26 protein-coding genes and 1 pseudogene are annotated in these 25907 nt (G+C 70.3%); 16 read left to right on the forward strand and 11 right to left on the reverse strand.

Features of this window, described 5'->3' with window-relative positions; genetic code table 11:
• Positions 1-46: 46 nt before the first annotated feature.
• The 3 genes from K8940_RS04375 to K8940_RS04385 form a co-directional block, all read right to left on the reverse strand.
• Positions 47-916: an intradiol ring-cleavage dioxygenase gene (locus tag K8940_RS04375; protein ID WP_223393309.1), complete on the reverse strand. Its 870-nt coding sequence runs from the start codon at positions 914-916 to the stop codon at positions 47-49.
• Complete coding sequence (locus K8940_RS04380; RefSeq protein ID WP_223393310.1) at positions 913-1953, reverse strand: hypothetical protein; 1041 nt, start codon at positions 1951-1953, stop codon at positions 913-915. Before K8940_RS04380 ends, K8940_RS04375 begins: the two co-directional genes overlap by 4 nt.
• 236 nt (positions 1954-2189) lie before the next feature.
• Positions 2190-2384, reverse strand: a complete 195-nt coding sequence (locus tag K8940_RS04385) for a hypothetical protein (protein ID WP_223393311.1) — start codon at positions 2382-2384, stop codon at positions 2190-2192.
• Positions 2385-2557: 173 nt separating this feature from the next.
• Here K8940_RS04385 and K8940_RS04390 point away from each other — a divergent pair, with 173 nt between their 5' ends.
• Positions 2558-3853: a hypothetical protein gene (locus tag K8940_RS04390; RefSeq protein ID WP_223393312.1), complete on the forward strand. Its 1296-nt coding sequence runs from the start codon at positions 2558-2560 to the stop codon at positions 3851-3853.
• A 6-nt stretch (positions 3854-3859) separates the two neighbouring features.
• On the opposite strand, the gene K8940_RS04395 is transcribed toward K8940_RS04390, so the two are convergent.
• Together K8940_RS04395 and prfA are read right to left on the reverse strand one after the other, a co-directional pair.
• Positions 3860-4624 (reverse strand): pseudouridine synthase, encoded by a 765-nt coding sequence (locus K8940_RS04395; RefSeq protein WP_223393313.1) that lies wholly within the window; start codon positions 4622-4624, stop codon positions 3860-3862.
• Positions 4625-4627: 3 nt separating this feature from the next.
• Entirely contained in the window at positions 4628-5698 is a 1071-nt protein-coding gene (gene prfA, locus K8940_RS04400) for a peptide chain release factor 1 (RefSeq protein WP_223393314.1), read from the reverse strand.
• Between the two features lie 181 nt (positions 5699-5879).
• On the opposite strand from prfA, the gene K8940_RS04405 reads away from it, so the two are divergent.
• Together K8940_RS04405 and K8940_RS04410 are read left to right on the forward strand one after the other, a co-directional pair.
• A complete protein-coding gene (locus tag K8940_RS04405) occupies positions 5880-8090 on the forward strand; it encodes a putative bifunctional diguanylate cyclase/phosphodiesterase (RefSeq protein ID WP_223393315.1) in 2211 nt (736 codons plus the stop codon).
• Between the two features lie 122 nt (positions 8091-8212).
• On the forward strand, positions 8213-8746 hold the full coding sequence (locus K8940_RS04410) for a DUF1993 family protein (RefSeq protein WP_223393316.1): 534 nt from the start codon (positions 8213-8215) through the stop codon (positions 8744-8746).
• 193 nt (positions 8747-8939) lie between these two features.
• On the opposite strand, the gene K8940_RS04415 is transcribed toward K8940_RS04410, so the two are convergent.
• Positions 8940-9617, reverse strand: coding sequence for a LysE family translocator (locus tag K8940_RS04415; protein ID WP_223393317.1), 678 nt, complete (start codon positions 9615-9617; stop codon positions 8940-8942).
• 120 nt (positions 9618-9737) lie between these two features.
• Between K8940_RS04415 and K8940_RS04420 the strand changes: the two genes are divergently transcribed.
• Entirely contained in the window at positions 9738-11120 is a 1383-nt protein-coding gene (locus K8940_RS04420; RefSeq protein ID WP_223393318.1) for a PLP-dependent aminotransferase family protein, read from the forward strand.
• On the opposite strand, the gene K8940_RS04425 is transcribed toward K8940_RS04420, so the two are convergent.
• Together K8940_RS04425 and K8940_RS04430 are read right to left on the reverse strand one after the other, a co-directional pair.
• Positions 11117-11641, reverse strand: a complete 525-nt coding sequence (locus K8940_RS04425) for an AAA family ATPase (protein ID WP_317847022.1) — start codon at positions 11639-11641, stop codon at positions 11117-11119. The genes K8940_RS04420 and K8940_RS04425 overlap by 4 nt on opposite strands.
• A gap of 48 nt (positions 11642-11689) precedes the next feature.
• Positions 11690-12214, reverse strand: coding sequence for a GNAT family N-acetyltransferase (locus tag K8940_RS04430; protein ID WP_223393319.1), 525 nt, complete (start codon positions 12212-12214; stop codon positions 11690-11692).
• Between the two features lie 92 nt (positions 12215-12306).
• On the opposite strand from K8940_RS04430, the gene K8940_RS04435 reads away from it, so the two are divergent.
• A complete protein-coding gene (locus tag K8940_RS04435) occupies positions 12307-12849 on the forward strand; it encodes a methyltransferase domain-containing protein (protein ID WP_223393320.1) in 543 nt (180 codons plus the stop codon).
• Positions 12850-12852: 3 nt separating this feature from the next.
• Here the strand turns inward: K8940_RS04435 and K8940_RS04440 are convergent, their stop codons facing one another.
• A complete protein-coding gene (locus K8940_RS04440) occupies positions 12853-14064 on the reverse strand; it encodes a YihY/virulence factor BrkB family protein (protein WP_223393321.1) in 1212 nt (403 codons plus the stop codon).
• 92 nt (positions 14065-14156) lie between these two features.
• Here K8940_RS04440 and K8940_RS04445 point away from each other — a divergent pair, with 92 nt between their 5' ends.
• Entirely contained in the window at positions 14157-14918 is a 762-nt protein-coding gene (locus K8940_RS04445; protein WP_223393322.1) for an MOSC domain-containing protein, read from the forward strand.
• Between the two features lie 3 nt (positions 14919-14921).
• Here K8940_RS04445 and K8940_RS04450 read toward each other — a convergent pair whose 3' ends face one another.
• Both K8940_RS04450 and K8940_RS04455 read right to left on the reverse strand, forming a co-directional pair.
• On the reverse strand, positions 14922-15215 hold the full coding sequence (locus K8940_RS04450) for a type II toxin-antitoxin system RelE/ParE family toxin (RefSeq protein WP_223393323.1): 294 nt from the start codon (positions 15213-15215) through the stop codon (positions 14922-14924).
• Positions 15212-15463, reverse strand: a complete 252-nt coding sequence (locus K8940_RS04455; protein WP_223393324.1) for a type II toxin-antitoxin system ParD family antitoxin — start codon at positions 15461-15463, stop codon at positions 15212-15214. The genes K8940_RS04450 and K8940_RS04455 overlap by 4 nt, the downstream gene beginning before the upstream one ends.
• 88 nt (positions 15464-15551) lie before the next feature.
• Between K8940_RS04455 and prmC the strand changes: the two genes are divergently transcribed.
• The 10 genes and pseudogenes from prmC to clpB all read left to right on the forward strand — a co-directional run bounded on the left by prmC (position 15552) and on the right by clpB (position 25748).
• Positions 15552-16421, forward strand: a complete 870-nt coding sequence (gene prmC / locus K8940_RS04460; RefSeq protein WP_223393325.1) for a peptide chain release factor N(5)-glutamine methyltransferase — start codon at positions 15552-15554, stop codon at positions 16419-16421.
• 37 nt (positions 16422-16458) lie between these two features.
• Positions 16459-16686: pseudogene (locus K8940_RS04465) on the forward strand (hypothetical protein).
• A complete protein-coding gene (locus K8940_RS04470) occupies positions 16683-17786 on the forward strand; it encodes a DUF4167 domain-containing protein (RefSeq protein ID WP_223393326.1) in 1104 nt (367 codons plus the stop codon). The pseudogene K8940_RS04465 and the gene K8940_RS04470 overlap by 4 nt, the downstream one beginning before the upstream one ends.
• 200 nt (positions 17787-17986) lie before the next feature.
• Complete coding sequence (locus tag K8940_RS04475) at positions 17987-19051, forward strand: sensor histidine kinase (RefSeq protein ID WP_223393327.1); 1065 nt, start codon at positions 17987-17989, stop codon at positions 19049-19051.
• 10 nt (positions 19052-19061) lie between these two features.
• Positions 19062-19397 carry a response regulator gene (locus K8940_RS04480; RefSeq protein WP_223395766.1) on the forward strand — a complete coding sequence of 112 codons (336 nt, stop codon included), beginning with the start codon at positions 19062-19064 and terminating at the stop codon, positions 19395-19397.
• A gap of 95 nt (positions 19398-19492) precedes the next feature.
• A complete protein-coding gene (locus K8940_RS04485; protein ID WP_223393328.1) occupies positions 19493-20734 on the forward strand; it encodes an SGNH/GDSL hydrolase family protein in 1242 nt (413 codons plus the stop codon).
• Between the two features lies 1 nt (position 20735).
• Positions 20736-21554 carry a sialate O-acetylesterase gene (locus K8940_RS04490; protein ID WP_223393329.1) on the forward strand — a complete coding sequence of 273 codons (819 nt, stop codon included), beginning with the start codon at positions 20736-20738 and terminating at the stop codon, positions 21552-21554.
• Positions 21555-21612: 58 nt separating this feature from the next.
• Entirely contained in the window at positions 21613-22203 is a 591-nt protein-coding gene (locus K8940_RS04495) for a DUF4893 domain-containing protein (protein ID WP_223393330.1), read from the forward strand.
• Between the two features lie 97 nt (positions 22204-22300).
• Entirely contained in the window at positions 22301-23071 is a 771-nt protein-coding gene (locus tag K8940_RS04500; RefSeq protein ID WP_223393331.1) for a M48 family metallopeptidase, read from the forward strand.
• A 97-nt stretch (positions 23072-23168) separates the two neighbouring features.
• Positions 23169-25748: an ATP-dependent chaperone ClpB gene (clpB, locus tag K8940_RS04505; RefSeq protein ID WP_223393332.1), complete on the forward strand. Its 2580-nt coding sequence runs from the start codon at positions 23169-23171 to the stop codon at positions 25746-25748.
• Positions 25749-25907 lie beyond the last annotated feature (159 nt).

Below are 25907 nucleotides of genomic sequence, written 5' to 3' on the forward strand. Positions count from 1 at the left end.
GTATCGAATTTGACGGCTTGATACAGGCGCGAAACGGCGCCCGGCCTCAGGAGGCGCTACGGGGCAGCAGCGCCGCGACCCGCGCCTCGCCGGTCAGGGCCTCGTGTCGACCGGGGCCGCCCCCTTGGCCGCCCTTGGACGGCGGCCCGTCGTCGGGGAAATCGGGTGGCAGGCCGTCGGCGGGGAAACCGGGCGGGCCGCCGCCGCCGCCGGGCGGGCCGCCCTTGGCGCGTGGCTGGGCCTTGCGGTCGACATGGACCGGGAAGTCGACGCGGAAGCGGTTCTCGCCCTCGGCCACGGCGGCGAAGGTCGCCTCGCCGCCCTGCTTGGCGATGCCGTCATTGCTGTTGAGCGTATCGCGCGTGCGGCCGCGCTTGTAGTCGGCGGCCTGCAGATAGAGGAACTCGTTGAGGGCGTCGGGCAGGAACACCTGCGAGGTCAGCAGGGTCCGTCCGTCCAGCCAGACCTTGTAGTGGATGTGGGTGGTGCGGCCCTCGTACCAGCCGGGATAGACGGTCATGAACGTCGCCACGCCCGCCACGTTGACCGGCTGGACGCCACGCAGGAAGCGGGCGGCCTTCAGCGCCGCTTCCGGTTCGCGGCCCGGCGCGTCGCCGAACCCGGAATAGCGCCCTTGCGCGTCGCAGTGCCAGACATCGACCCGCGCTCCGGGCAGCGGCGCGCCGGTCTCGTCGAAGACGTGGAAGCGCAGCTCGACCGCCACGCCCGGCAGGCCCTCGCGGATGTCGGCCCGCGCGGGGGCGCCGGACAGGTAGTAGGGGCCCTCGGTCACGGCGGGGGTCAGCTTGGGGGCGGGCTTGGACGTCGTCGCGCGGGCCTGGGCGGCGGTCGCGCCGGACGCCGCGCCCGTGGCCAGGCCGAGCGCCAGAAGGCCGCGCCGATGAAGATCCGTCATGGGTGTCCCTGGTGTTGTCGTCGGGGCGTTGTGGCGATCAGGCGTGGCGGGAGGAGGGCGCTGATCGTTTCGGCCCGGTCGTGATCTGCAACGTCGTGATCCGCAGCACGGGGCGCGGCCGGGGCGCGGGGCTCCGCCATCTCGCGGTCCCAGGCGGCCAGGACGCCCAGCTGGCGCAGCCGGACGAAGAGGCGCTGCACGTTTCCGCGATTGGCCTCGACCAGGGCCGCCAGGCGGGGACCCAGCGCGGCGGGCGCCGTGGCGACCAGGCCGCCGGGGCCTCGCCGGCAGAAGCCTCGCGCCGCGAGGCCGTGCAGGCGTCGCCGGACCGTCTCGTCGGAGATCTCCATCGGCTGGGACAGGGCGGCGACCCGGATGGGACGGCCGACGCCCGCCGGATCGCGGGTCCAGGCCGCCAGCCGGTCGGCGTCCAGGCCGCGCGTGCTGGCCAGGGCCAGTTCCAGCAGCACGCGGCTGCTGATCATGTCGCCGGTCAGGGCGATCAGGTCGTTGCAGGCGCGCAGCGTATATTCCGACAGCGCCCGATTGGCGGCCCGCACCGGCGGTTCGGGCGCGGTCGCCGCGGGCGCGGCCTCGCCGCCGTCCAGCGCGTTCAGGGCCTTGAGCGTCCCGTAGAACCGCCGCCCCCGATCGTAGCGGGCGCGCTGCTCGGCCATGTAGGCGGCCGAGGTCACCGCGTCGCGCGGCACGACGACGCCGTCGGAGTCGATCGACACCAGGCCGGCGCGGGCCATGGCCGAGAGTCGGCGGCGCACGGTCTCGAACGGCAGGCGCAGGGACTGGGCGACGCCGTTCATGCTGACCCGCCGCCGCAGCGCGTCGGGCGCGGAGACGTCCACGCCGCCGAACAGGACGTCCAGCGCGCGGTCGCGATTGACCGGAGTCATGTTGGCGTCGAGCGTGGCGGTGAAGATCAGGGCGTCCAGCAGGTCGGCGTGCTGGCCGCGGGTGATCACGATCGTGTCGCGCACATAGGCGAGCGACGCGCGGGCGACCTCCCAGATCATCGTTTCCATCCCGGCTCTTGTTAGGCCGTGTCGGCAGCGCCGGCGACACGCCCCGTGGAGCGCGCTGTCGCTAGTTCTGACGACGCAACCCTCGCGAGAAAACCACAGGATGGGTAACGGCGCGAGTGCGGCGAGATTAAAACTATAGGTAGCTCCGTCGCGTCGCCCGCCGACACCGCTTCAGGCGGCCAGGCGCCCAATTCACCGTCTCGACAGGAGAGGCTGATGCCGACCCAAGGATTTCGTCACTTTCGCGCCGCGCGCGCCGGACTGATCGCGCTCTCGACCGTGCTGGCCTTGGCCGGCTCGGGCGCGCTCGCCGCGCCGGCCCCTGGAGCGCCGGAGAAGGCCCCCAAGCCGCCGCCCGCCAGCCAGGCCCAGTCGTCGGGGCCCGTGCCGAACTGCACCGCCGCCTGGAGCCCGCAACGCAGGCGATGCACGCTTGTCGGCGGCACGTGCCCGCAGGGGCGTCTGCCCGCCATGCATCCGGTGCCGGTCGGCAATCCGACGCACTGCACCTGCCAGTGCCACTAGGCGAGACGCCCGATCCGCTCTGATCTCAACCGCCGTGCGCCGCCTCGGAAGGGCGGCGCCGGCCCACGCGAGCACGTCCATGTCACATCAAGCCGATCCGTTCTCGACCCCCGAGGAAGCCGTCAGGGCGGCGATCCGGGCCGCTGACTTCGCAAATCGAGGCGTCCATTTTTCCCCGTTCCAGCTCAAGCCCGTGGCGTTCGAGCAGAGCTTCGAGGCGGTCTGGACGGCGCGGCCGTTCGTCGAGCGGGGCGAGAAGCATCCGAACGTCGCCTTCTTCCGGTATCGGCGAGACGGGGGGATATTCCGGCCGCTGGGCGACCTGATCGTCGCGGGCGATGGACGCCACCCCCTGGCGCCGCCCGCCGCGCAGCTGCTGTTCGCGCCTGGCCAGAACGACCCCGACTGCCTGCGGCATCCGGTGGGGCATCAGTGGATCCTGAACAATGAGGGCGGCAACGAGCCGGCCTTCAGCTATTGGCGCCTGATACCGCCGCCAGGCTACACCGCCCTGGGGATCTGCTTCGGCTACGAGCAGCCGGACTACGAGAACTACTGGTGCGTGAAGAACGAATACCTGGCGTCGGCGGACCGCCGCGACGCCTGGCACCGGGACTGGATCTGGCGCAACAACGGCAACCTGTCGCAGCCGATCATGCCCAGCAAGCCGCCGCCGGTCGGCGAGCGCGTGATGTGGATGGTTCCGCCGACCTTCCTGAGCGACGAGGGGCAGGAACCCGCCAAGCTGCTGAAGCTGGGCGTGGCCTCCCTGCCGGTCGAGGAGATCCACAGCGTCCCGACCTACGACCCGGACGTCACCTCCGACGACGAGACCGCGCCGGGCCTGAAGAAGGTCGCCATCGTGCCCTATACCGGCATCGCCGCGGATGGGGACTATCCCAACCAGTCGCTGGAGAGCCCCTTCTACTTCGTCGCGTGCGAGCCCCTGTGGCATTGCGACTCGACCTGGAGCGCGCCGGAGGGCGGATCCCAGTCGATCACCCAGGTCGCCGGTGTCAGCAAGACGGAGTCGACCAGCTTCACCGAGCAGACCTCGCTGACCGTGGACTGCAATATCGGCCTGGCGCTGGACGCCGTGAACTTGGGCGTGAATGCGTCCTTCACCCAGTCGTTCTCGCTGACCACGGACCACTCGTCTACGTCGTCGACCGAGGTGTCCAAGATGGTGACGATCGAGCTGCCGCATTCGGACCTGGTGGCCATCTGGTCGCGCCAGGTGCGGATCGCCCTGTTCCGGATGGACGGATCCATCGTGTCCGAGGTCCAGTATTCGACTTACGATCAGCGCATGCTGTACGACAAGGCGTCGGGGCCCGAACAGCTGGTCGTGCTGCAGCCGGCCCTGGCCGACTGACCGTCGCTACCCGCTGATCAGCGCCGCTCGTTCGGCGCTGGTCAGCGGTCGCCAGCGGCCCTCGGGCATCTCGCCCAGGGTCAGCGGGCCGATGCGGACGCGGAACAGGTCGACGACCTTCAGCTCGACCAACTCGCACATCCGGCGGATCTGGCGGTTGCGGCCCTCGCGCAGCACGATGCGCAGGCGCTGATCCGAGATGACCTCGACCTCGGCCGGGCGCAGCTCGCGACCGTCCAGCTCCAGGCCAAAGCGCAGCAGCTCGATCTTCGCCTCGGTCAGCTCGCCCATCACCGCGACGCGGTATTCCTTTTCCAGGTCCGACTGCGGGCCGATCACCGCCTTGGCCACCACGCCGTCCTGGGACAGCAGCAGGAGGCCGCGCGAGTCCTTGTCCAGCCGGCCGATCGGCGGCAGCAGGTCGCCCGATTGCGGGATCGGCGCGGGGACGCCGCCCCAGATGTTCTGGCGGGTCAGCAGGCGGGCGGCCGGAACCTGGCCGGGATCCGGCTGGGCCGAGACCACGCCAGCCGGCTTGTGGATCATGTAGGTCGTGGCCGCGTCCAGCTTGGCCGTGGCGCGATCGGCCAGCACCAGGGTCTGGCCGGGCAGGATCTTGCGGCCGACGTCCTCGACCACTTCGCCGTCGATCGAGACCAGGCCGTCGGAGATCAGCTGTTCGGCTTCGCGCCGCGAGCACACGCCGCTCTGGGCCAGCCACTTGTTGACCCGCTGGGGCTCGCCCTCGTCATAGGTGCGGGTGAAGGCCATGGCTCAGCCGAAGCTCTCTTCCAGGCTGGCCAGGCGCTCGGCCTGGTCCTCGGCGATCAGCGGGTTGATCACGTCGTCCAGGGCGTCGCCCTCGATGATCCGCGACAGATTGTAGAGGGTCAGGTTGATGCGGTGATCGGTGACCCGGCCCTGCGGGAAGTTGTAGGTGCGGATGCGCTCGGAGCGGTCGCCGCTGCCGACCTGGCTCTTGCGGGCCTCGGAGCGGGCGCTGTCCAGGGCCTCGCGCTGCATGTCGTACAGGCGCGCCTTCAGGTTCTTCATGGCCCGGGCGCGGTTCTGGTGCTGCGACTTTTCCGAGGAGGTCACCACCACGCCGGTCGGCAAGTGGGTGATGCGCACGGCCGAGTCGGTCTTGTTGACGTGCTGGCCGCCCGCGCCCGACGAGCGATAGGTGTCGATCCGCAGGTCGCTTTCCTTGATGTCGATTTCGACGTCCTCGGCTTCCGGCAGGACGGCGACCGTGGCGGCCGAGGTGTGGATGCGGCCTTGCGCCTCGGTGGCCGGCACGCGCTGCACGCGGTGCACGCCGCTCTCGAACTTCAGACGGCCGAACACGCCGTCGCCGGTGATCGAGGCGACGATTTCCTTGTAGCCGCCCATCTCGCCTTCCGAGATGCTGTCTATCTCGACGCGCCAGCCCTGCAGGGTGGCGTAGCGCTGGTACATGCGGAACAGGTCGCCGGCGAACAGGGCCGCCTCGTCGCCGCCCGTGCCGGCCCGCACTTCCAGGATGGCCGAGGCGTTCTCGTCCTTGTCCTTGGGGGCCAGCATCAGGGCCAGGTCGTGCTCCAGGGCGGGGAGCTTCTCGTCCAGGGCCTGGATCTCGTCGCGGACCATGTCGGCCATCTCGGGATCGGCGGCCATGGCGTCCAGCTCGGCGCGCTCGGCGGAGAGCTTGGCCAGGCGCTCGACGGCCTCGGCCACCGGCTTCAGTTCGGCGTGCTCCTTGGAGAGCTTGACGATCTCGGTCCCGTCCGTCGCGGCGCCCATGCGGGCCTCCACTTCGCGGAAGCGGTCGAGAACCTGGTCGAGGCGGGCCTGGGGCAGTCGCAAGGGAGCTGGTCGCACGGCTGGAGGGATGGGGCGGTTTCTCTAGAACCTTTCGAGGGCGAAGGGAATGGATGGGTCGAAACCCAGTTCGGGGCATGTGCGAACGCGCGTTAGGCGCAGCTTAGCCATTGTCTGCGCAGTGTCCGGCCTCCTTGGAGCGAACCCGCGGGCCCCTTTCGCGAAGATGAAGCGCATCGAGACCCGTCTGTCGGCCCCTCTCGCGGGAATGGCCATGCTGACCGTCGGCCTGCTGGTCGTGGTGCTGTTCATGTCCGCCGCCCGCGTCGACCGCGACGCCCTGGAGCACGAGCAGGCCCTGGTCGCGCGCGGCATGCAGGCCAAGGTCGTCGACATCGAGCGGACCATCTGGTCGGAGGTCGGCTGGGACGAGGCGGTCGAGCATCTGGACCACCGGTACGATCCAAGCTGGGCGCGCGAGAACATTGGCGCCTACCTGGTGGGCCAGGCCGGGTTCGACCAGATCGTCGTGCTGGACCACGCCGGCCGTCCGGTGTTCAACGAGCGCCTGGGCCAGCCGGTGTCCAGCGCCTGGTACGACCGCCACGCTCCGACCTTCTTCGGGCCGATCCTGGACCGCCTGCGCCAGCGCGAGGCCACCACTCCGCGCCCAACCGGGCCGCGCCCGGACGGCGACATGGTCTCGCGGCCCATCCAGGTCAGCGCGGTCGAGCGCCTCGACGGCGACGCCTATCTGGTCACCGCCAGCCTGGTGCAGTCCGACTTCGGCAAGGCCCTGATCCGCCACGCGCGCGCGCCGGTGGTGCTGACGGCGCTGAAGCTGGACGCGGCCTTCCTGGACGGCTTCGCCAGCCGCTTCCTGCTGCCCGGCGTCCACCTGCATTCGGGCGACGCCACCGCCCAGGCCGACGACGCCCATCTGGGCCTGCGCAACCTGAACGGCCAGATCGTGGCCACCCTGGACTGGCAGCCGCCGCATCCGGGTCAGCGCCTGCTGCGCAAGGCGATCCTGCCGATCCTGCTGGTGGTTGGCGGCCTGGGCGTGGCGGTGATCGTCTTCGCCCGCCGCAGCCGCAAGATCGCCGAGGGTCTGATCGCCAGCGAGGCGCGGGCCAAGCACATGGCCGTGCATGACGCCCTCACGGGCCTGCCCAACCGCGTGCTGTTCGAGGAGCGCCTGCGCCAGGCGGTCGACGGCCTGTCGCGCCGTCGCCAGGCCATGGCCGTGCTGGCCATCGACCTCGACCGCTTCAAGGCGGTCAACGACACGCACGGCCACGCGGCCGGGGACGAGCTGATCCAGGCGATGGCCAAGCGGCTGCAGACCCTGTGCCGGGCCGGCGAGACCGTGGCGAGGCTGGGCGGTGACGAATTCGCCGTCGTGGCCGTCGACCTCGAGCCCAAAGGCGCGGCCGCCCTGGCCGAGCGGCTGGTCCAGGCCATGAGCGCGCCCGTCGAGCTGTCGTGCGGGGCGGTGTTCGTCGGCGGCTCGGTCGGCGTGGCCCTGATCGACCGCGCCGAGGGCCATGTCGGCGCCGTCGAGGCCGCCCGCCGCGCGGACGTCGCCATGTACCGCGCCAAGGAGGAGGGCCGCGGTCGCTACTGTTTCTTCGAGGCCGAGATGGACGCGGCGCTGAAGGCTCGGCGCGGGCTGGAGGCCGACCTGCGCGCCGCCCTCGGCGACGGCGGCGTCTGGCTGGCCTACCAGCCGCAGGTCGACGCCAACGGCCGGGTGGTCGGGGTCGAGGCCCTGGCCCGCTGGACCCATCCCGTGAAGGGCCCGATCTCGCCCTCGGCCTTCGTGCCCCTGGCCGAGGACTGCGGCCTGATCGACGAGCTGGGCCGCATGGTCATGCGCCGCGCCTTCACCGACAGCCGCCGCTGGAAAGGGCTGAAGGTGGCCGTCAACGTCTCGGCCCTGCAGATGAAGCAGGCCGACTTCCCCGATCAGGTCGCGGCCCTGCTGGTCGAGACCGGGGCCCGGGCCAAGGGCATCGAGCTGGAGATCACCGAGGGCGCCCTGCTGGGCGACGACGAGACCACGCACCGGGCGATCGCTCGTCTGCGGGCCATGGGCTTCTCGCTGGCCCTGGACGACTTCGGCACCGGCTACAGCTCGCTGAGCTATCTGCGGCGCTATCCGATCGACAAGATCAAGATCGACCGCAGCTTCATCACCCCGCTGGGCGAGGACGAGGAGGCCGGGGCGGTGGTCGCGGCCATCGTGCGCCTGGCCAAGGCGCTGAGCCTGTCGGTGATCGCCGAGGGCGTCGAGACCAACCAGCAGCACAGGCAGCTGCGCGAGATCGGCTGCGGCCAGGCCCAGGGCTTCCTGTTCAGCCCGCCGACCCCGGCCGACCGCATCGACGCCCTGGTGGCCGGCGGCGGCCGCATCCGGGTCCCCGTCGAGGCCTGATCGCGCGCGGGAACGGACTGCTGACAGGAATTGTCATCAGTCTTTATTGAAAACGCTCATAAGCGTGGCTAACTGCGCTGGGCGGCCGGACCGGAGGGGTCCAGCCCAGCGAGGAAGCTCCCATGTCCGTCTCCATCCAGCACGTCGCCGTGACCAGCATTGCGCGCGGCCTCAACACGCTGTCGGCCCTGCTCGACAAGGCCAAGGACCACGCCGCCGCCGCCGGGACCGATCCGGACGCCTATGTCGCCGCGCGTCTGTTCGAGGACATGCTGCCGCTGTCCGGCCAGATCCAGCGCGCCTCCGACACCGCCAAGGGCGCCGTGGCCCGCCTGGCCGGCGTCGACGCGCCCAGCTTCGCCGACGACGAGACCACCATCGCCCAGCTGCGCGAACGCATCGCCAAGACCCTGGCCTATGTCCAGAGCGTCCCGGCCTCGGCCTTCGAGGGCGCCGAGAGCCGCGAGATCACCGTCCCGGCCGGCCCGTCGATCACCCTGGGCTTCACCGGTCTGGACTACCTGCTGGAGTTCGTGATCCCCAACTTCCAGTTCCACGTCGTCACCGCCTACGACATCCTCCGCAACCAGGGCGTCCCCCTGGGCAAGCGCGACTTCCTGGGCATCGGTCCGGAACGGGTGAAGACGGCGGCTTAGGGTCCGCGCCTCTCCTCCCCATTAGGGGGAGGTGGATCGATGCGGATACGCAGCGAGACGGAGGGGGGCCGCGCAAGCGGTTCTGACGTTCAGCGCCCCAAAGCCCCCTCCACCGGCGTTCGCCGGTCCCCCAGAGGGGGAGGAGATCAACACACGCCCTCCTCCCCGTTAGGGGGAGGAGATCAACAGAGCCCTAGCCGTGCGAGCGCATCACCGGCAGGGGCGGGGCCTCGATCGCCACTTCGCGCGGCGCCTGGGCCGGGGGCGAGCCTGGCTTGTGGTCGACGAGCAGCGGGTACAGCGAGACCACCAGCAGCAGCGCCATGGTGACATTGAAGGTCCGCAGCACCGCCGGCCTGTCCAGGAACGGCCGCAGGCCCTGGCCGAAGCCGGCCCAGGCGGCGCTGCACGGCGCGCCGACCAGCATGAAGGTTCCGGCCAGCAGCGGCACGATGGTCCAGCCCGAGCCTTCCGGCGCGTAGGTCGTCACCGCGCCCAGCGCCATGGCCCAGGCCTTGGGATTGACCCACTGGAACGCGGCCGCCTGGACGAAGGTCATCGGCTTGCCCAGGGCCTTGTCGCTGACCGAGCTGGACGTGCCGATCTTCCAGGCCAGCCACAGCATGTAGGCCCCGCCGACCCAGCGCAGGATCTCGTGCAGCACCGGATAGGCGCGGAACACCCCACCCAGGCCAAGACCCATGGCCAGCACCATGAAGCCCAGGCCGCAGCTGATCCCCAGGATGTGCAGCACCGTCCGGCGGAAGCCGAAGTTCGCCCCAGATGCGAGCAGCATCATGTTGTTCGGGCCGGGCGTACCGGCCGTGGCGAAGCAGAACAGGACGTAGGCCAGCAGCAATTCAGGGGTCATGTCGGTCTCCTTGTCGTCTCCTTGTCTCGGTGTGGGCGGCCGAGGTGTCACCGTGATGATTTCCATTGTATCGCGAGTCAAATTGCATATTGTCATCGTGACAATAAAGGAGACATCGGCGTGACCGCGACCTGGACGCCCGTCATTCCCGACGGCGACGCCCCGTTGTACGAGCGGCTGGTGTCGGTGCTGCGCGCCGATATCAGCTCTGGCGTGCTGACCGCCGGCGTGCGCCTGCCGCCGCAGCGCGACCTGGCTTATCGCCTGGGCGTGGGCCTCGGGACGGTGACGCGGGCCTATGTCGAGGCCGAGAAGGCCGGGCTGGTCAGCGCCCATGTCGGCCGGGGCAGCTTCGTCAACGCCCCGACCGCCCACCGCGTCTCCGAGCGCGACGGGCCGATCAACCTGGCCCAGAACATCGCACTGTCGTCGCCGGCCGGGACCCGCATCGCCGAAGCGCTGTCGCGGGTGCGCCGGCGGCCCGACCTGCTGGAGCACCTGGCCTACGCCCCGCCGATGGGCCACGAGTCGCAGCGGCGGGCCGGAGCGGCCTGGCTGGCGCGAACCAGCAGTTACGAGAGCGTCGACTGGCGGCGGCTGATCTGCTGCGGCGGGGCCCAGCAGGGGCTGTCCCTGGCCCTGGGAGCGCTGCTGCGGCCGGGCGACGTCCTGCTGACCGAGGCCCTGGCCTATCACGGCCTCAAGTCCCTTGCCCTGCACAGCGGCTGGCGGGTCCGGGGCCTGCCGATGGACGCCGAGGGGCTGCGCCCCGACGCGCTCGAGGAAGCGATCATCGCCACCGGCGCGCGGGTTCTGGCCGTGCTGCCGACCCTGCAGAACCCCACCGGCCGGATCATGAGCCGCTCGCGCCGCGACGCTATCGTCGCCATCGCCCGCAAGCACGACCTGACCCTGGTCGAGGACGACATCTACGGCGCCTACGCCCAGGACGCCCCGCCGCCGTTCGCCATGCTGGCGCCCGAGCGGACCTTCCACGTCTCCGGCGTTTCCAAGACCCTGGCCCCGGGGCTGCGGGCCGGCTTCGTGGTCGCCCCGGCGCCGGACCAGTTCGAGCGGGTGCTGGACGCGGTGCGGGTGACGACCTACGCGCCGCCGGCCTTCGGCGGGCTGATCGCCACCCAGTGGATCGAGGACGGCACCGCCGACACCATCCTGGCCGAGGTGCGCGAGGAGGCCGCCGCCCGCCTGGTCATGGCCCGCCAGCTGCTGGGCGTGGCGATCGAGACCCCGCGCTCGGACCTGGCGCCGCACGTCTGGCTGCCGATGAGCGAGCTGGAGGCCGAGCGCCTGGCGGGCCGGGCTCTGCGCGGCGGCGCCGAGGTCACCCCGCCGTCGGCTCCGGTCGTCGAGCCCGGCCACGAATGCGGCGTCCGCGTCTGCCTGGGCGCCGTCCCCGACCGCGAGACCCTGCGGCGCGGGCTGGAAATCGTCGCCGGCGCGTTGTCCAGCGAGGTCGGCGAGCGGTCGCTGGCGATGATCTAGAGCGCCCCCAGCACCGCCTTTACCCGATCCGCCACCGACCCCGGCGGCACCGAGACCAGGTCGTAGCCGAACTCGGCATAGGCCGCTTCATGCACGCGCTCGAAGGCGAGGGCGTCGTCCAGACTGATCCGCCGCGCGGCGGTGGGCGTCACGAAGCCCAGGCTCCGCACCAGGAACACACGCCGCTGGTAGACGCCCTCGGCCGCGATCCGCGCCAGCTCGGCGTGCAGCGGGGGCGAGACCGGGTGACCCAGGAACCGCGCCAGGGCCAGGGCGCAGATCGGCGAGCGGTCGAAGAAGACGGGATCTCCAACGGCCCGCGCCTCGCGCTGCTTCTGCAGGGCGACGACGGCGTCGATGAAGCCCGGATCGGTCCAGGGCTCGGCGACGCCCTGTCCTTGCGCCAAGGCGATGACGTCGGTCGCGGCCTCCTCGACCACGGCGTGGCCCGCGCACTCCAGGGCGCGCAGCAGCACGGTTTTCCCAGCGCCCGGGGCGCCGGTCAGGATGTAGCGTCGCATGTAGGGGGATCCTCGCCGAAAGCGGCGTGTCCCGGGACGATAGCGCCCCTACAGCGCCTTTTCCAGGATCACGAAATGCAGGTCGTCGCGCTGGGGGACGCCGAAGCGTTCGTCGCCGTAGGGGAAGGGCTCGGTGGCGCCGGTCAGGTGGTAGCCGCGCCGCTGGTACCAGGCGATCAGGGTGTCGCGCACCGAGATGACGGTCATCTCCAGGGTCTTGCCGCCGCGCTCGCGGGCGTAGGCCTCGGCGGCCTCCAGCATGGTCCGGCCGATGCCGCCGGCCTGGCGCAGGGGCGAGACGGTGACCATGCCGACATACCAGGCGTCCGCTTCCGAGGGCTGGACCCACACGCAGGCGTGCGGCGCGGCGTCCTCGGCGTCGCGCAGGGTCAGCAGGGCCGAGCCCGGATTGTCCGCCAGGTCGGCCCGCAGGGACGCCTCGTCGGTGCGCTGGCCGCCCAGCAGATAGCTCTCGCTGGTCCAGCCCTTCTGGGCCAGCTCGCCGCGATAGGCCGAGTTGACGAGGACGGCCAGGGCGGCCAGTTCGTGGTCTTGGGCGGGGGCGATCAGCATGCCTCCTTCTAGCCACGCGGATCGGCGCAAGCCAAGCCTTGCGAGAATCGCTTAGCCTCCGGTTCTGGCTGGGACGATATTTGGGGGAAATGATGCCGGAGCTTCTGATCGGCTGCGGCAACAGTCGCGACAAGCGGGTGGGCGACCTGTCCGACTGGGCGTGGAAGGATCTCACCACCCTGGACATCGACCCGCACGCCGGGGCCGACGTCATCCACGACCTCAACGACATCCCCTATCCGTTCCCGGATGACCATTTCGACGAGGTCCACGCCTACGAGGTGCTGGAACACACGGGCCAGCAGGGCGACTGGCGGTTCTTCTTCAAGCAGTTCAGCGAGTTCTGGCGCATCCTCAAGCCCGGCGGCCTGCTGTGCGCCACCTGCCCGTCGATGGCCTCGCGCTGGGTGTGGGGCGATCCGGGCCATACGCGGGTGATCCAGCCCGAGAGCCTGATCTTCCTGCAGCAGCCGCAGTACGCCCAGGTCGGGATCACCTCGCTGACCGACTATCGCGCGGTCTACCAGGCCGACTTCGACATGCCGTTCACCCAGGACGACGGCGAGACCTTCAAGTTCGCGCTGCGGGCGGTGAAGCCGTCGCGGATCCAGCCGAAGGGCGCGCCGGCGGTCTAGAGTCTAGCGCCCTCGCACCTTCTTCCAGGCTCCGCCGGCCATGCGCTTCACGCCGCCGGCCTCGCGCTTGATCATCTCCCAGGGATGGAAGGCCAAGCCGACCGTATCGGCCATGGCCGCGCCGCGCGCGCCCATCGGGCGCTCGGGGCCGGTGGTGGAGTCGACGGCGGTCTGGTGCTCGATCTCGGCGTTCAGCTCGGCCCCGACCAGGATGGCCATGATCGAGAACCACACCCAGACCATGAAGGCGATCACCGCCCCCAGCGGGCCGTAGGTAGCGTCGTAGTGGGCGATGCGGTTGACATAGACCGAGAAGCCCAGCGAGCCGACCAGCCATCCGGCCGAGGCCGCGCCGGCCCCGATCCACACCCAGCGCCAGCGGGCCTGGGCGCGGCTGGGGGCGAAGCGGTAGAGCACGGCGAAGGCCCCGGCGGTCATGGCCATCACCAGCAGCCAGCGCAGCGGCGCGACGATCGCGTCCAGGGCCGACAGTCGCGCGGCCTCCAGCAGCAGAGGGGTGACGATCAGCACCCCCGAGGCCACCGCCGCGTACAGCAGGGCGCAGAAGGTGAAGAGGTAGCTGAGCAGGGTGCGCGGCACGAGGTGGCGCTTCTCGTCCTCGTCATAGGCGATGTTCAGCCCGTCGAAGAGGGCGCGCATGCTGGCGTTGGCGCTCCAGATCGACAGCAGCAGGGAGAAGGCGAAGGCCAGCCCCAGCTTGGCCTGGCCCTGGCTGGCCAGCCGCAGCATCTGCTCGCCGACGATCTGGACCACGCTGGGCGGGAAGACGCCGCGCATGCCGCGCAGTTGCTCCTCGACGGTCCGCACGTCGGCGAACAGGCCGTACATCGAGACGAACGCGCCAATGGCCGGGAACAGGGCCAGAAGGGTGTAGAAGGTCACGCCCCCGGCCACAGCCGGCAGGCGGTCGACACTGATCTCGCGCCAGGTGCGCCACAGGATGTCGCGCCAGCCGAGCAGGGGGATGTGGCCGGGATGGCGGGCGGCGCGGCCCCGGCGCGGCTCGGCCTGGTCGAACTCGGCCGGCGGCATGGCGCGGTCCTCCGACAGGCCCGGCGGCGCGTCGATGTGTTCCTCGGTCGGCTTCCGGGGAAGGGCGAACGGCGTCAGGGCCAGCAGCACGATCCAGGGCGCCAGGTGGTACGGACGCGACTTCAGCCAGGACAGGATCGGACGCGGCGAAGCGTCGGTCATGGAACGCCCTCCAGGCCATGGAAACCCCGCCGGTTCCGCTCCGTTCCCGCCAAGCCTTGCCATGGAGCGAGTCGGCCCTGATCTTCCGCGTTATGGACGCCCGCATCGCTTCGATCTACCGCCACCCGGTCAAGGGCTTCACGCCCGAGCGGATCGCCGCCGCCACGCTGGAGGCGGGGGCCTGTTTCCCGTGCGACCGGCTCTACGCGGTCGAGGACGGGCCCAGCGGCTTCGATCCCGCCGCGCCGGGCCACATCTCGAAGATGAAGTTCACGGTGCTGGCCAAGATCCCCGCCGTCGCCAAGGCCCGCACGGCCTATGACGAGGCCACCGGCGTGTTCAGCGCCCGGGCCGAGGGGCGGCCCGACTTCGCCGGCGACCTCGCGACCGACGCGGGGCGGGCGGGGCTGGAGGCTTGGCTGGCCGACCTGCTGGCCGGCGAGATCACCGGGCCGCTGCGGGTGATCGAGGGACCGGGCGCGCACCGGTTCATGGACAGCAAGTCCGGCTATGTCTCGATCGTCAACCTGGCCAGCGTCCGCGACCTTGGCCAGCGCCTGGGCATGCACCTTGATCCGCTGCGCTTCCGCGCCAATCTCTATGTCGAGGGCTGGCCGGCCTGGGTCGAGAACGACTGGACCGGCCGCACCCTGACCATCGGGGCCGCGACCGCCGAGGTCCTGAAACCCATCGTCCGCTGCGCCGCCACCCACGTCGACCCGACGACCGCCGAGCGCGACGTCGAGCTGGTCAAGGCGCTGTTCGACACCTACGGCCATATGTTCTGCGGGATCTATCTGAACGTGACGGGCAGTGGCCGGGTGGGCGAGGGGGATGGGGTGGCTGTGGGGTGAACGTCAGGAGAGATGGCTGTCTATGTCCATATTCTGGTGCAGCACGCGTACAATCTCGATGAAGTCGTCTTGTCGCCGGTGGAAAATGAAATGCGAGCCGGTTGAGCGTCTTCGATAGCCACTCGGAAGATCTTCGTCGAAAGGGCTGAGGTCGGGATTTGCGGCGACCAGCGCGATCGTCGCTCGAATTTCCCGCAAATAGGCCAGTGCTCGCCGCCCGCCCCATGTGGCTTTCGAATAGATCCAGATCTCGTCGAAATCACGTTGCGCGCGAGGCGTGAGCCGATAGGCGCTCACTCTTCGAGGCCTTCCTCTCTAGCTTTATCGGCGATGAAGGCGTCAAGATCGAACTCCTCGGCCACGCCGCTTTGCTCGCCTTCAAGAAGGGCGGCGCGCAACCGCGCCAACCGCGTTTCGCGATCTTCCAGAAGCCGCAATCCGGCGCGTACAACTTCGCTCGCGGAACCGTATCGGCCGTCTTCGACCTGCTCGGCGATGAAGGACTGAAAATGCTCGCTGAGCACGATGGACGTGTTCTTGGTCATGGCCAGCTCCGGTCGTCCCCAAAAGTACCAAAAACTGGTACCTCATTCAATCTCGCCTCCGGAACCTCAAAGCGCTAAATCCCCCGTCATGACCCTGACCCTCGTCAAAGCCTGGACCGCCGCCAAGGATCGTCTGAAGGACGCCGGCATCGATCAGCCGTCGATCGATGCGCGCCTGATGCTGGAGGTGGCCGCCAATGTCACCCGCACCGAGATCGTCACCGATCCCTATCGCGAACTCACCGAGGCGCAGATCGCGACGCTCGAGGAATATCTGGCCCGCCGGGCCAAGCGCGAGCCGGTCAGCCACATCATCGGGCGCAAGGGCTTCTGGAAGATCCTGCTGCAGGTGAACAAGGACGTCCTGACCCCGCGTCCCGAGACCGAGGTCATCGTCGACGAGGTGCTGAAGGCCTTCCCCGAGCAGATGCCGTTCTCGATGCTGGACCTGGGCGTGGGCTCGGGCACGATCCTGCTGGCGGTGCTGGCCGAGCGTCCGGCCGCCAAGGGCCTGGGCGTGGATGCTTCCAGCGAGGCCTTGGCCGTGGCGCGCGACAACGCCGCCAACCTGGACCTCAACACGCGCGCGGCGCTGATGCACGGCGACTGGACGGCGGGGCTGGGCGACGCGGGCTTCGACCTGGTGGTCTCCAACCCGCCCTACATTCCGACGGCGGTGATCGACACCCTGGAGCCGGAGGTTCGCGACCACGAGCCGCGCCTGGCCCTGGACGGTGGGACCGACGGCCTGGACGCCTACCGCCTGCTGGCGCCGGAGATCCTGCGGGTGCTGAAGCCCGGCGGCATGTTCGCCGTCGAGATCGGCCACGACCAGTCCAAGGACGTCGAGGCGCTGTTCAAGGCCGCCGGCGCGCGGGAGGTTCGGACGGTCAAGGACCTGTCGACGCACGACCGCGTTGTGGTCGGGGTGAAAAATCCCTTGGAAACCGGGGCGTGAACCGTTAGACGAGTCATGTCCCCTTCCAGATCGCCAGGTGACGGGAAAAGCAGACGTCGTTGACGCCTTCGGTGTCGGACGAATGCGATGCTCCCCTGGCAGGCGCGCCCGGTCCGCCGGTCGCCGCGCCGCAAAGAGCAGGGCGGGGGCTCTACGGAAACCAGTGTCTCTGAAAACTCCCCAGGGTTCGACCCGCCCAGAGACCAGCAAGGCCGGACGCGCCAGCATAAGACTGACCTCCGGACAGGTTCAGAAGAGAACATGAGAGATTTCAAAGGCATGAAGCGCCAGCGCGGCCGCAACAATCGCGGCGGCAACGGCGGCAAGCCTCAGCAGCACAACGCCAATCGCGCCTTCGACTCGAACGGCCCTGAGGGCGTGAAGGTGCGCGGCGCGGCCCAGAGCGTCTATGAGAAGTACCAGCAGCTGGCCCGCGACGCCTCGTCGTCCGGCGACCGCGTGCTGGCCGAGAACTACCTGCAGCATGCGGAGCACTATTTCCGCGTCCTGCGCGCCATCCAGCCGAATCGTCCGGTGTCCGACATCGTCGGCAAGGACGTCTACGCCGCCTACGAGATCGACTTCGAGGCCGAGCCGCCGGAAGAGCCCGAGGTCGTCGAGACCCCGGCTCAGGCCGAGGGCCAGGGCGAAGGCGGCGAGGGCGGCGAAGGCGGCGAACAGCGCCGTGACCGCTTCGAGAGCCGTGACCGCAACCGCGACGGCCGCGACCGTGACCGCAATCGCGACGACCGCAACCGTGACGGCGAAGGCCGCCGCGACCGCTGGCGCGACCGCGACGACCGTCCTCGTGATGATCGGCCCCGTGACGATCGCCCGCGTGACGACCGCCCGCGTGACGATCGGCCTAGGGATGATCGTCCCCGCGACGATCGCCCGCGTGACGACCGTCCTCGTGAGGACCGCTTCCGTGATCGCGACGACCGTCCCCGCGACGACCGTCCGTCCGCCGCCGAGGGCGAGCAGCCGCAAGGCGAGAGCGGCGAGCGCGAAAGCCGTCGCCGCGACCGCAATCGCAACCGCGACCGTGATCGCGACTGGCAGCCGCGCGGCGAGCGCGATCCGCTGGCCGTGATCGAGCCGGAAGCCTCGCCCCTGCCGTCGTCCAGCGACGCCCCGGCGGGTGAAGGCTCGCCGCTGCTGCGCGGCCAGGACGGCGACGTCAGCCACGCCCCGGCCTTCCTCGGTCGCAAGACCGGGCGGGCCGCGCCCGAGGCCGCTCCGGCCGCCGAGGCCCCCGCGGCCGAAGGCGGCGAGGAGGCCAAGAAGCCCCGCCGCCGCCGCGCCCCGCGCAGCTTCGAGGCGGGCGAGGGCGCTCCGGCCGGTTCGGAGTCCGAGGACGCCTGATCCTCCGACCATCGACCTTTCGAAGGGGAGTCGCGAAAGCGGCTCCCCTTTTTGTTTTCCATCGGCGGCGAGGGCGCTCCGAGAACGCCGTTACGGTGCGACAAACCGCCAAGGCCTCAAATCATAAGGCATAGCTAGTATTGCTAGATAGGCGACAACTTCGGCGATAGGGTCGGGTTCTCGACAGGGCGGAGCCGTCAATGGCCGGAGCGGGTAAGCTTACCCCTGGTGCAAAAGCGTCGGATACACGTCGCGGGGCCAAGGCGGCCGCCGTCGACGCGCGTTATCGCGCCATCGTTGACACCGCGGTCGACGCCATCGTGGTGATCGACGAACGGGGCCGAATCTCGGCCTTCAACCCCGCCGCCGAGCGCCTGTTCGGCTACATGGCCGGGGAGATGGTTGGCCAGAACGTCAACCGCCTGATGCCAGAGCCGTATCACGGCGAGCACGACGGTTATCTGGCGCGCTATCGCGAGACCGGCGAGCGCCGGATCATCGGCATCGGGCGCGAGGTCAGCGGCCTGCGCAGCGACGGGACGACCTTTCCGCTGGAGCTGTCGATCGCCGAGTGGTGGGACGGGGGCAAGCGCTTCTTCACTGGCGTGATGCGCGACGTCACCGATCGCCGCCGCGCCGAGGAGCTGCAGCGGCTGATGATCAACGAGCTGAATCACCGGGTGAAGAACACCCTGGCCACGGTGCAGTCGGTGGCCGGCCAGACCCTGCGCAACGCGACCGACCTGGGCGACGCCCGTGATTCCCTGACCACCCGGCTGCTGGCCCTGGCGCGCGGCCACGACATCTTGACCCGCGAAAGCTGGGACGGCGCCGAGCTGGCCGACATTGTCGGCTCGGTGGTGTCCGCCCACGGCGACGCCGGGCGCTTCGTGCTGGACGGCCCGGCCGTACGCCTGGCGCCCAAGGCGACCCTGGCGCTGTCGATGGCGCTGCACGAACTGATGACCAACGCGGCCAAGTATGGCGCGCTGTCCAACGCGGACGGCCAGGTGTTGCTGACTTGGCGTCGCGAGCGCGAAGAGTCCGGCGAGCGGCTACAATTGAGGTGGGAGGAAACCAATGGGCCGTCTGTCAGCGCGCCGACACGCCAGGGCTTCGGCACCCGTCTCATCACCGGCGGCCTGGCGCGGGAACTTGGCGGTGAGGTCCGCCTCGACTATCCGCCAGGGGGGGTCGTTTGCGAGATCGACGCGGAGCTCGCTCGGACCGGCCAGTCGAACCGCTTCATCCGCGGCGCGGCCTGAGCCGCTGCGAATTCTGGTCGTCGAGGACGAGCTGTTCGTCGCCATGCTGGTCGAGGACCTGCTGGGCGACCTGGGCTGCAAGGTCGTGGGGCCCGCCGCCTCGGCCCGCGAGGCCGCCCGGGCCGCCGAAGGGGAGGCCTTCGACTTCGCCCTGCTCGACGTCAATCTGGGCGACGGCCAGACCTCGTTCGAGACCGCCGAGATCCTGCGCCGGCGCGGGGTGCCGTTCGCCTTCGTCACCGGCTACGGCGACCAGGGGGTGCGCCCCGACCTGCGCGACGCGCCCATCCTGTCCAAGCCCATCGACCCTCGCCAACTGGCGCGGGTGATCGAGCGGCTGGGGTAGAGGACTTTCACATCCTGGGCGCTCCGTCCGATTTGTGGAATTTCCCGCGCGTCTCGACGCGCTAAGGTCCCCGCCAAACAGGTCGGGGAGACATCATGAAGCGGACGATGCTGGCGCTGGCGGGCGCCTTGCTGCTGGCCAGCGCGACGCCCAGCCTGGCCGAACGCCTGTCGCCCTGGGTCAGCGCCTGGTCGACCGGCCTGGTCTCCGCCGACGCCGACAAGCCGCCGCCGTTTCCGCAAGGCCCTTTCACGATCCGCGAGGTGGCGCGCCTGACCGCCGGCGGGCCGCGCGTGCGGCTGCGTCTCTCCAACGCCTTCGGGACCACGCCGCTGCGGATCGACGCCGCCCACGTCGCCCTGTCGGCCGCGCCGGAGAGCGCCGCCATCGTCGCCGGCAGCGACCGCAAGGCCACGTTCGACGGCCGCGAGAGCGTGATCATCCCGCCCGGCGCGGTCTGGCTCTCGGATCCCATCGCCCTGCCGGTGAAGGCCCTGGACCGCCTGGCCGTCAGCCTGGTCCTGCCCGAGGCGCCGGGCCTGTCGACCCAGCACCGCTCGGCCCGCACCACCACCTATCTGGCCGCCGGCGCGGCGGCCGACGCCGCCGACCTGCCGGGCGCGGCGACCACCCTGATGTGGCTGCAACTGGCCGGGATAGAGGTCGACAACGCCAAGGTCTCGGCGGTGGCGACGTTCGGCGACTCGATCACCGACGGCAGCGGGGCGGGCGTGAACCGCTACGAGCGCTGGCCCGACGTCCTGGCCGAGCGGCTGCAGGCCGATCCCCGGACGCGGGGGCTGTCGGTCATCAACGCCGGCATCGGGGCCAACCGCCTGTTGAAGGACGGCTCCAGCCCCAGCGGCCTGGCGCGGCTGGACCGCGATGTCCTCAGTCAGCCCGGCGTCGCCACCCTGATCGTGCTGATCGGCGTCAACGACATCGGCATGCTGTCGCGCGAGGGGCCGGTGACCCCAGAGGGCCGTCAGGTGGTGGTCGAGGGGCTGAAGGCCGGCTATCGCCAGGTGATCGAGCGCGCCCACGGCCTGGGGATCCGGGTGGTCGGGGCGACCATCCTGCCGTTCGGCGGGACCAAGACCTACCGCTCCGACGCGGACGCCGACGCCGACCGCCAGGCCGTCAACGCCTGGATCCGGACCTCGGGCGCCTTCGACGCGGTGGTCGATTTCGACGCCGCCACGCGCGACCCGGCCGATCCCTCGCGCCTGAAGGCCGAGTACGACAGCGGCGACCTGCTGCACCCGTCCCCGGCCGGCTATCGCGCCATGGCGGCGGCGATCCCGCTGTCGATCCTGGCGCCGGCCAAGGGCCGCTAGGATGCGCCGCCTCCTGCTGGCCGCCTGCGTCGCCGCCCTGATCACGCCCCTGGCGGCCACGACCGCCGTCGCCGCGAAAAGGCCGGACGTCTATCTGCTGACCGGCCAGTCCAACATGTCGGGCCGAGGACTGCTGGAGGAGCTGACGCCCGAAGAGCGCCTCGCCGACCCGGCCATCCAGCTCTACGGCAACGATGGCGTGACCCGGCCGGCCCTGGATCCGCTGGACGACCCGGCGAGCCAGGTCGACGCGGTCTCGACCGACGTCCAGGCGGCGGTCGGGCCGGGGCTGTTCTTCGCCCGGACCCTGCGCGGGCTGAACGGCCGGCCGATCCTGCTGGTCCCGTGCGCCAAGGGCGGCTCGTCCATCGGCCAATGGACGCCGAGCGAGGCCCGCGACACCCTCTATGGCTCCTGCCTGGCGCGGGTCCGCGAGGTCGGCGGTCGCGTGAAGGGGATCCTCTGGTACCAGGGCGAAAGCGACGCGGGCCGCCCGGACTCGGCCGCCGGCTGGCGTGAAGGCTTCGAGGCCTTGGTCGGCCGGTTTCGGAGCGACCTGAAGGCCCCGCGCCTGCCGCTGGTGCTGGTCCAGCTGGCCGACCCGCCGTCGCCCGAGGTCAGCGCGCCGCGCACCTATCCATGCTGGGCGGCGATCCAGGCGGTCCAGGCCGGCCCGACGCCCGCCTGCGTGGCCATGGTCCCGGCCCAGGGCCTGCCGCTGAAGGCCGACACCCTGCACCTGACCACGGCCGGCCAGCGGGTCCTGGGCGGAAAGCTCGCCGAGGCGATGGACGGGCTGCGACGGCGGGGGTGCCGTTAGTCGAACTTCGGCCGCCAACCCCGCGTTAACTCCTGACCTCAACCCCCAGGAGCCGCCCATGCGCGCCGCCGTCGCCGTCGTCCTTTCCCTGCTCGCCGCTGGTCCGGCGCTCGCCGCCTCGGGCGACTGGCGCGCCGACGCCCGCCGCAACGACATCCGCCGGCTGGAGCGGCTGGACGAGGCCTGGGACGCGGCGCTGTCGCAGGCGCGAGGCGAGGGCCACGGGCGGGCGCTGCGAGCCCTGGGGCCGCTGGTCGATCCGCGCGTCGCCCTGGCCCGGCCGCAGCCGACCCCGGGCGCCTATCGCTGCCGGACGATCAAGCTGGGCTCCCCCGGGTCCGGGCCTTCGTACGTCGCCTATGGCTGGTTCCGCTGCCGGGTGACGCTGACGCCGGGCGGCGACCTGGTCCTGGAGAAGACCACCGGCTCGCAACGCCAGGCCGGCAATCTCTATCCCGAGGCCGCGCGGCGGCTGGTGTTCCTGGGCGCGGTGGCTTGGGGGACCGGCGAGGGGCGGGCCCGCTACGGCCGCGACGCCGAGCGCGACCAGGTCGGGGTGTTCGAGCGGATCGGCGCGGGCCGCTACCGCCTGGCCCTGCCGTGGCCCCGTCAGGAGTCGAAGCTGGACATCCTGGAACTGCGCCGCTGAGCGGATGACAAATGGGTAAGGGCGGGATGGGGCGGTTGCGTCCGTCACGCCGGCCGTCGATAAGGCTTGTGTCGCGTTTGAAACATAGCCGAGCGTCATGGCCATCCTCCGCCGCCTCACCCTGCCGCTGCTCCTGGCCGCCGCCTGCATGGTGTCGGGCTGCGCCTACAACGCCGACCTGGGCCGCGACCAGCTGTTGATCGTCAACGATGACAGCCTGGCCCGCGACGGCGAGAAGGCCTGGGCCGATACGCTGCGCCAGAGCTATGTCTCCAAGGAGCCGCGCAAGAACGCCCGAGTGCAGGCCGTCGGCCAGCGGGTGATCGCGGCGGCGGGCCTGGCCAACCGGCCGTGGGACTACGCGGTGTTCCTGGACGAGGCTCCCAACGCCTTCGTGCTGCCCGGCGGCCATGTCGGGGTGACGGTGGGCCTGCTGGCCTTGGTGCAGAACGACGACCAGCTGGCCGCCGTGATCGGCCATGAGGCCGGCCATGTCGTCGCCCACCACGCCGCCGAGCGTGTCTCGCAGCAGACCACCTCGCGCATCCTGCTGGGCATCGCCGGGGCGGCGGCCGGGAGCACCGATCTTGGCAAGCTCCTGAAGGACCATGGCGACGACGCGGCCAAGTACGGCGTGCTGCTGCCGTTCTCGCGCAAGCAGGAGCTGGAGGCCGACAAGCTGGGCGTCGACTTCATGGCCCGCGCCGGCTATCGCCCGCGCGAGGCGGTGACGCTTTGGAAGAGCATGCAGGCCCTGGACGAGGCCCAGGGCGGCAAGTCCGGCGGCGACGAACTGGGCTCGACCCACCCCTCGGACGCCGTGCGGATTTCCGAGCTGGAACGATATCTGGCCAGCCGGGGCTGGTAGGCCTTGTGTGGCTGATCCGCCACACCTAAATGCCCCATCGGAAGGCGTTGTGCTTGATCAAGGCGACGCGTTCCGATCCGCCTAGGAAGGGGACACCATGAACATCGATCTCTATTCGGACCGCGCCAAACAGGCGATCCAGTCGGCCCAGAGCCTGGCCCTCGCGCGAGGCCATCAGCAATTCGCGCCGGAACACATCCTCAAGGTCCTGCTCGAGGAGAAGGACGGTCTTTCCCGCGCCCTGATCCAGAGCGCCGGCGGCCGCCCCGACCAGCTGGACGGCGGCGTCGAGACCCTGCTGGCCAAGACACCGCGCGTCGACGGCGCCGGCGGCCAGCTCTACATGAAGCCTGACACCGCCCGCGTCTTCGCCGAGGCCGAGAAGGCCGCCAAGGCGGCCGGCGACGCCTTCGTGACGACCGAGCGCCTGCTGATCGCCATCGCCAAGGAGGGCGGCGACGCGGGCAAGCTGTTCAAGGAAGCCGGCGTCTTGGCCCAGAGCCTGGAGGCCGCCGCCAACGCCATCCGCAAGGGCCGCACCGCCGACAACCCCAACGCCGAGGAAGGCTACGAGGCGCTCAAGCGCTACGCCCGCGACCTGACGGCCGCCGCCCGCGACGGCAAGCTGGATCCCGTGATCGGCCGCGACGAGGAGATCCGCCGCACCATCCAGGTCCTGTCGCGTCGCACCAAGAACAACCCCGTGCTGATCGGCGAGCCCGGCGTCGGCAAGACCGCCATCGTCGAGGGCTTGGCCATTCGCATCGTCAACGGCGACGTGCCCGAAAGCCTGAAGGACAAGAAGCTGCTGTCGCTGGACATGGGCAGCCTGATCGCCGGCGCGAAGTACCGCGGCGAGTTCGAGGAGCGCCTGAAGGCGGTCCTGGGCGAGGTCACCGCCGCCGAGGGCTCGATCATCCTGTTCATCGACGAGATGCACACCCTGGTCGGGGCCGGCAAGAGCGACGGGGCGATGGACGCCTCCAACCTGCTGAAACCCGCCCTGGCGCGCGGCGAGCTGCACTGCGTCGGCGCCACCACGCTGGACGAGTACCGCAAGCACGTCGAGAAGGACGCGGCCCTGGCCCGTCGCTTCCAGCCGGTGTTCGTGCAGGAGCCGACGGTCGAGGACACCATCTCGATCCTGCGCGGCCTGAAGGAGAAGTACGAGGTCCACCACGGGGTGCGCATCAGCGACAGCGCCATCGTGGCCGCCGCGACGCTCTCCAACCGCTACATCGCCGACCGCTTCCTGCCGGACAAGGCGATCGACCTGGTCGACGAGGCCTCCAGCCGCGTGCGCATGGCGATCGACAGCAAGCCCGAAGAGCTGGACGAGATCGACCGTCGCCTGGTGCAGCTGAAGATCGAGCGCGAGGCCCTCTCGAAGGAAACCGACGCGGCCTCGAGGCAGCGCCTGGAAAACCTCGAAGTCGAGGTCGACGACCTGCAGTTCCGCAGCGACGAGATGACCGCCAAGTGGAAGGCCGAGAAGGAGAAGGTCGGCGGCGCGGCGCAAGCCCGTGAAGCCCTCGACCGCCTGCGCGCCGACCTCGCCAACGCCCAGCGCGCCGGCGACTTCGCCCGCGCCGGCCAGATCCAGTACGGCGAGATCCCGGCGCTCGAAAAGCGCCTGGCCGACGCCGAGCAGGGGGACGCCCAGGCGCTCACGCCGGAAGTCGTCGACGCCGAGCAGATCGCCGCCGTGGTCAGCCGCTGGACCGGGGTGCCGGTCGAGAAGATGCTGGAAGGCGAGCGCGAGAAGCTGCTCAAGATGGAGGACGAGCTGCGTGGTCGCGTGGTCGGCCAGGACGAGGCGCTGGCCGCCGTGTCCGACGCCGTCCGCCGCGCGCGGGCCGGCCTGCAGGATCCGTCCAAGCCGATCGGCTCGTTCCTGTTCCTGGGCCCGACGGGCGTGGGCAAGACCGAGCTGACCAAGAGCCTGGCCGAGTTCCTGTTCGCCGACGAGCACGCCATCACCCGGATGGACATGTCCGAGTACATGGAAAAGCACTCGGTCAGCCGCCTGATCGGCGCGCCTCCCGGCTATGTCGGCTACGACGAGGGCGGGGCGCTGACGGAAGCCGTCCGCCGGCGTCCGTACCAGGTGGTGCTGTTCGACGAGATCGAGAAGGCCCACCCGGACGTCTTCAACGTGCTGCTGCAGGTGCTGGACGATGGTCGCCTAACCGACGGCCAGGGGCGCACGGTCGACTTCCGCAACACGCTGATCATTATGACCAGCAACCTTGGCGCCGAGTTCCTGGCCAACCAGGAGGAGGGCGAGGACGTGGACGCCGTCCGGCCGATGGTGATGAACATGGTGCGCGGCCACTTCCGCCCCGAGTTCCTCAACCGGATCGACGAGATCATCCTGTTCAAGCGCCTGTCGCGCGCGCACATGGGCGACATCGTCAAGATCCAGCTGCAGCGGGTCGAGAAGCTGCTGACCGACCGTCGCATGACGCTGTCGATCGACGCCGAGGCGCTGAACTGGATCGCCGACAAGGGCTACGACCCGGTCTATGGCGCGCGCCCCTTGAAGCGCGTGATCCAGAAGGAGCTGGTCGACCCGATCGCCCGCAAGCTGCTGGCCGGCGAGATCGAGGACGGCGGCGTCATCGCCGTCGGGGTCGAGGACGGTCAGCTGTCGTTCGGCAAGGCGACGCTTCAGTAAGGTAATCCCTCTCCCCTTGCGGGAGAGGGTGGCCCGCAGGGCCGGGTGAGGGGTTTCTCGGCGACGCCGCGCGACCCCTCATCCGTCCGCTTCGGCCGACACCTTCTCCCGCAAGGGGAGGAGGGAGCCTTTTTCTCGCGCTCACATCGGGGTATTCCC

Source organism: Caulobacter segnis (genome assembly GCF_019931575.1).
In the GTDB taxonomy this organism is placed as follows: domain Bacteria; phylum Pseudomonadota; class Alphaproteobacteria; order Caulobacterales; family Caulobacteraceae; genus Caulobacter; species Caulobacter segnis_C.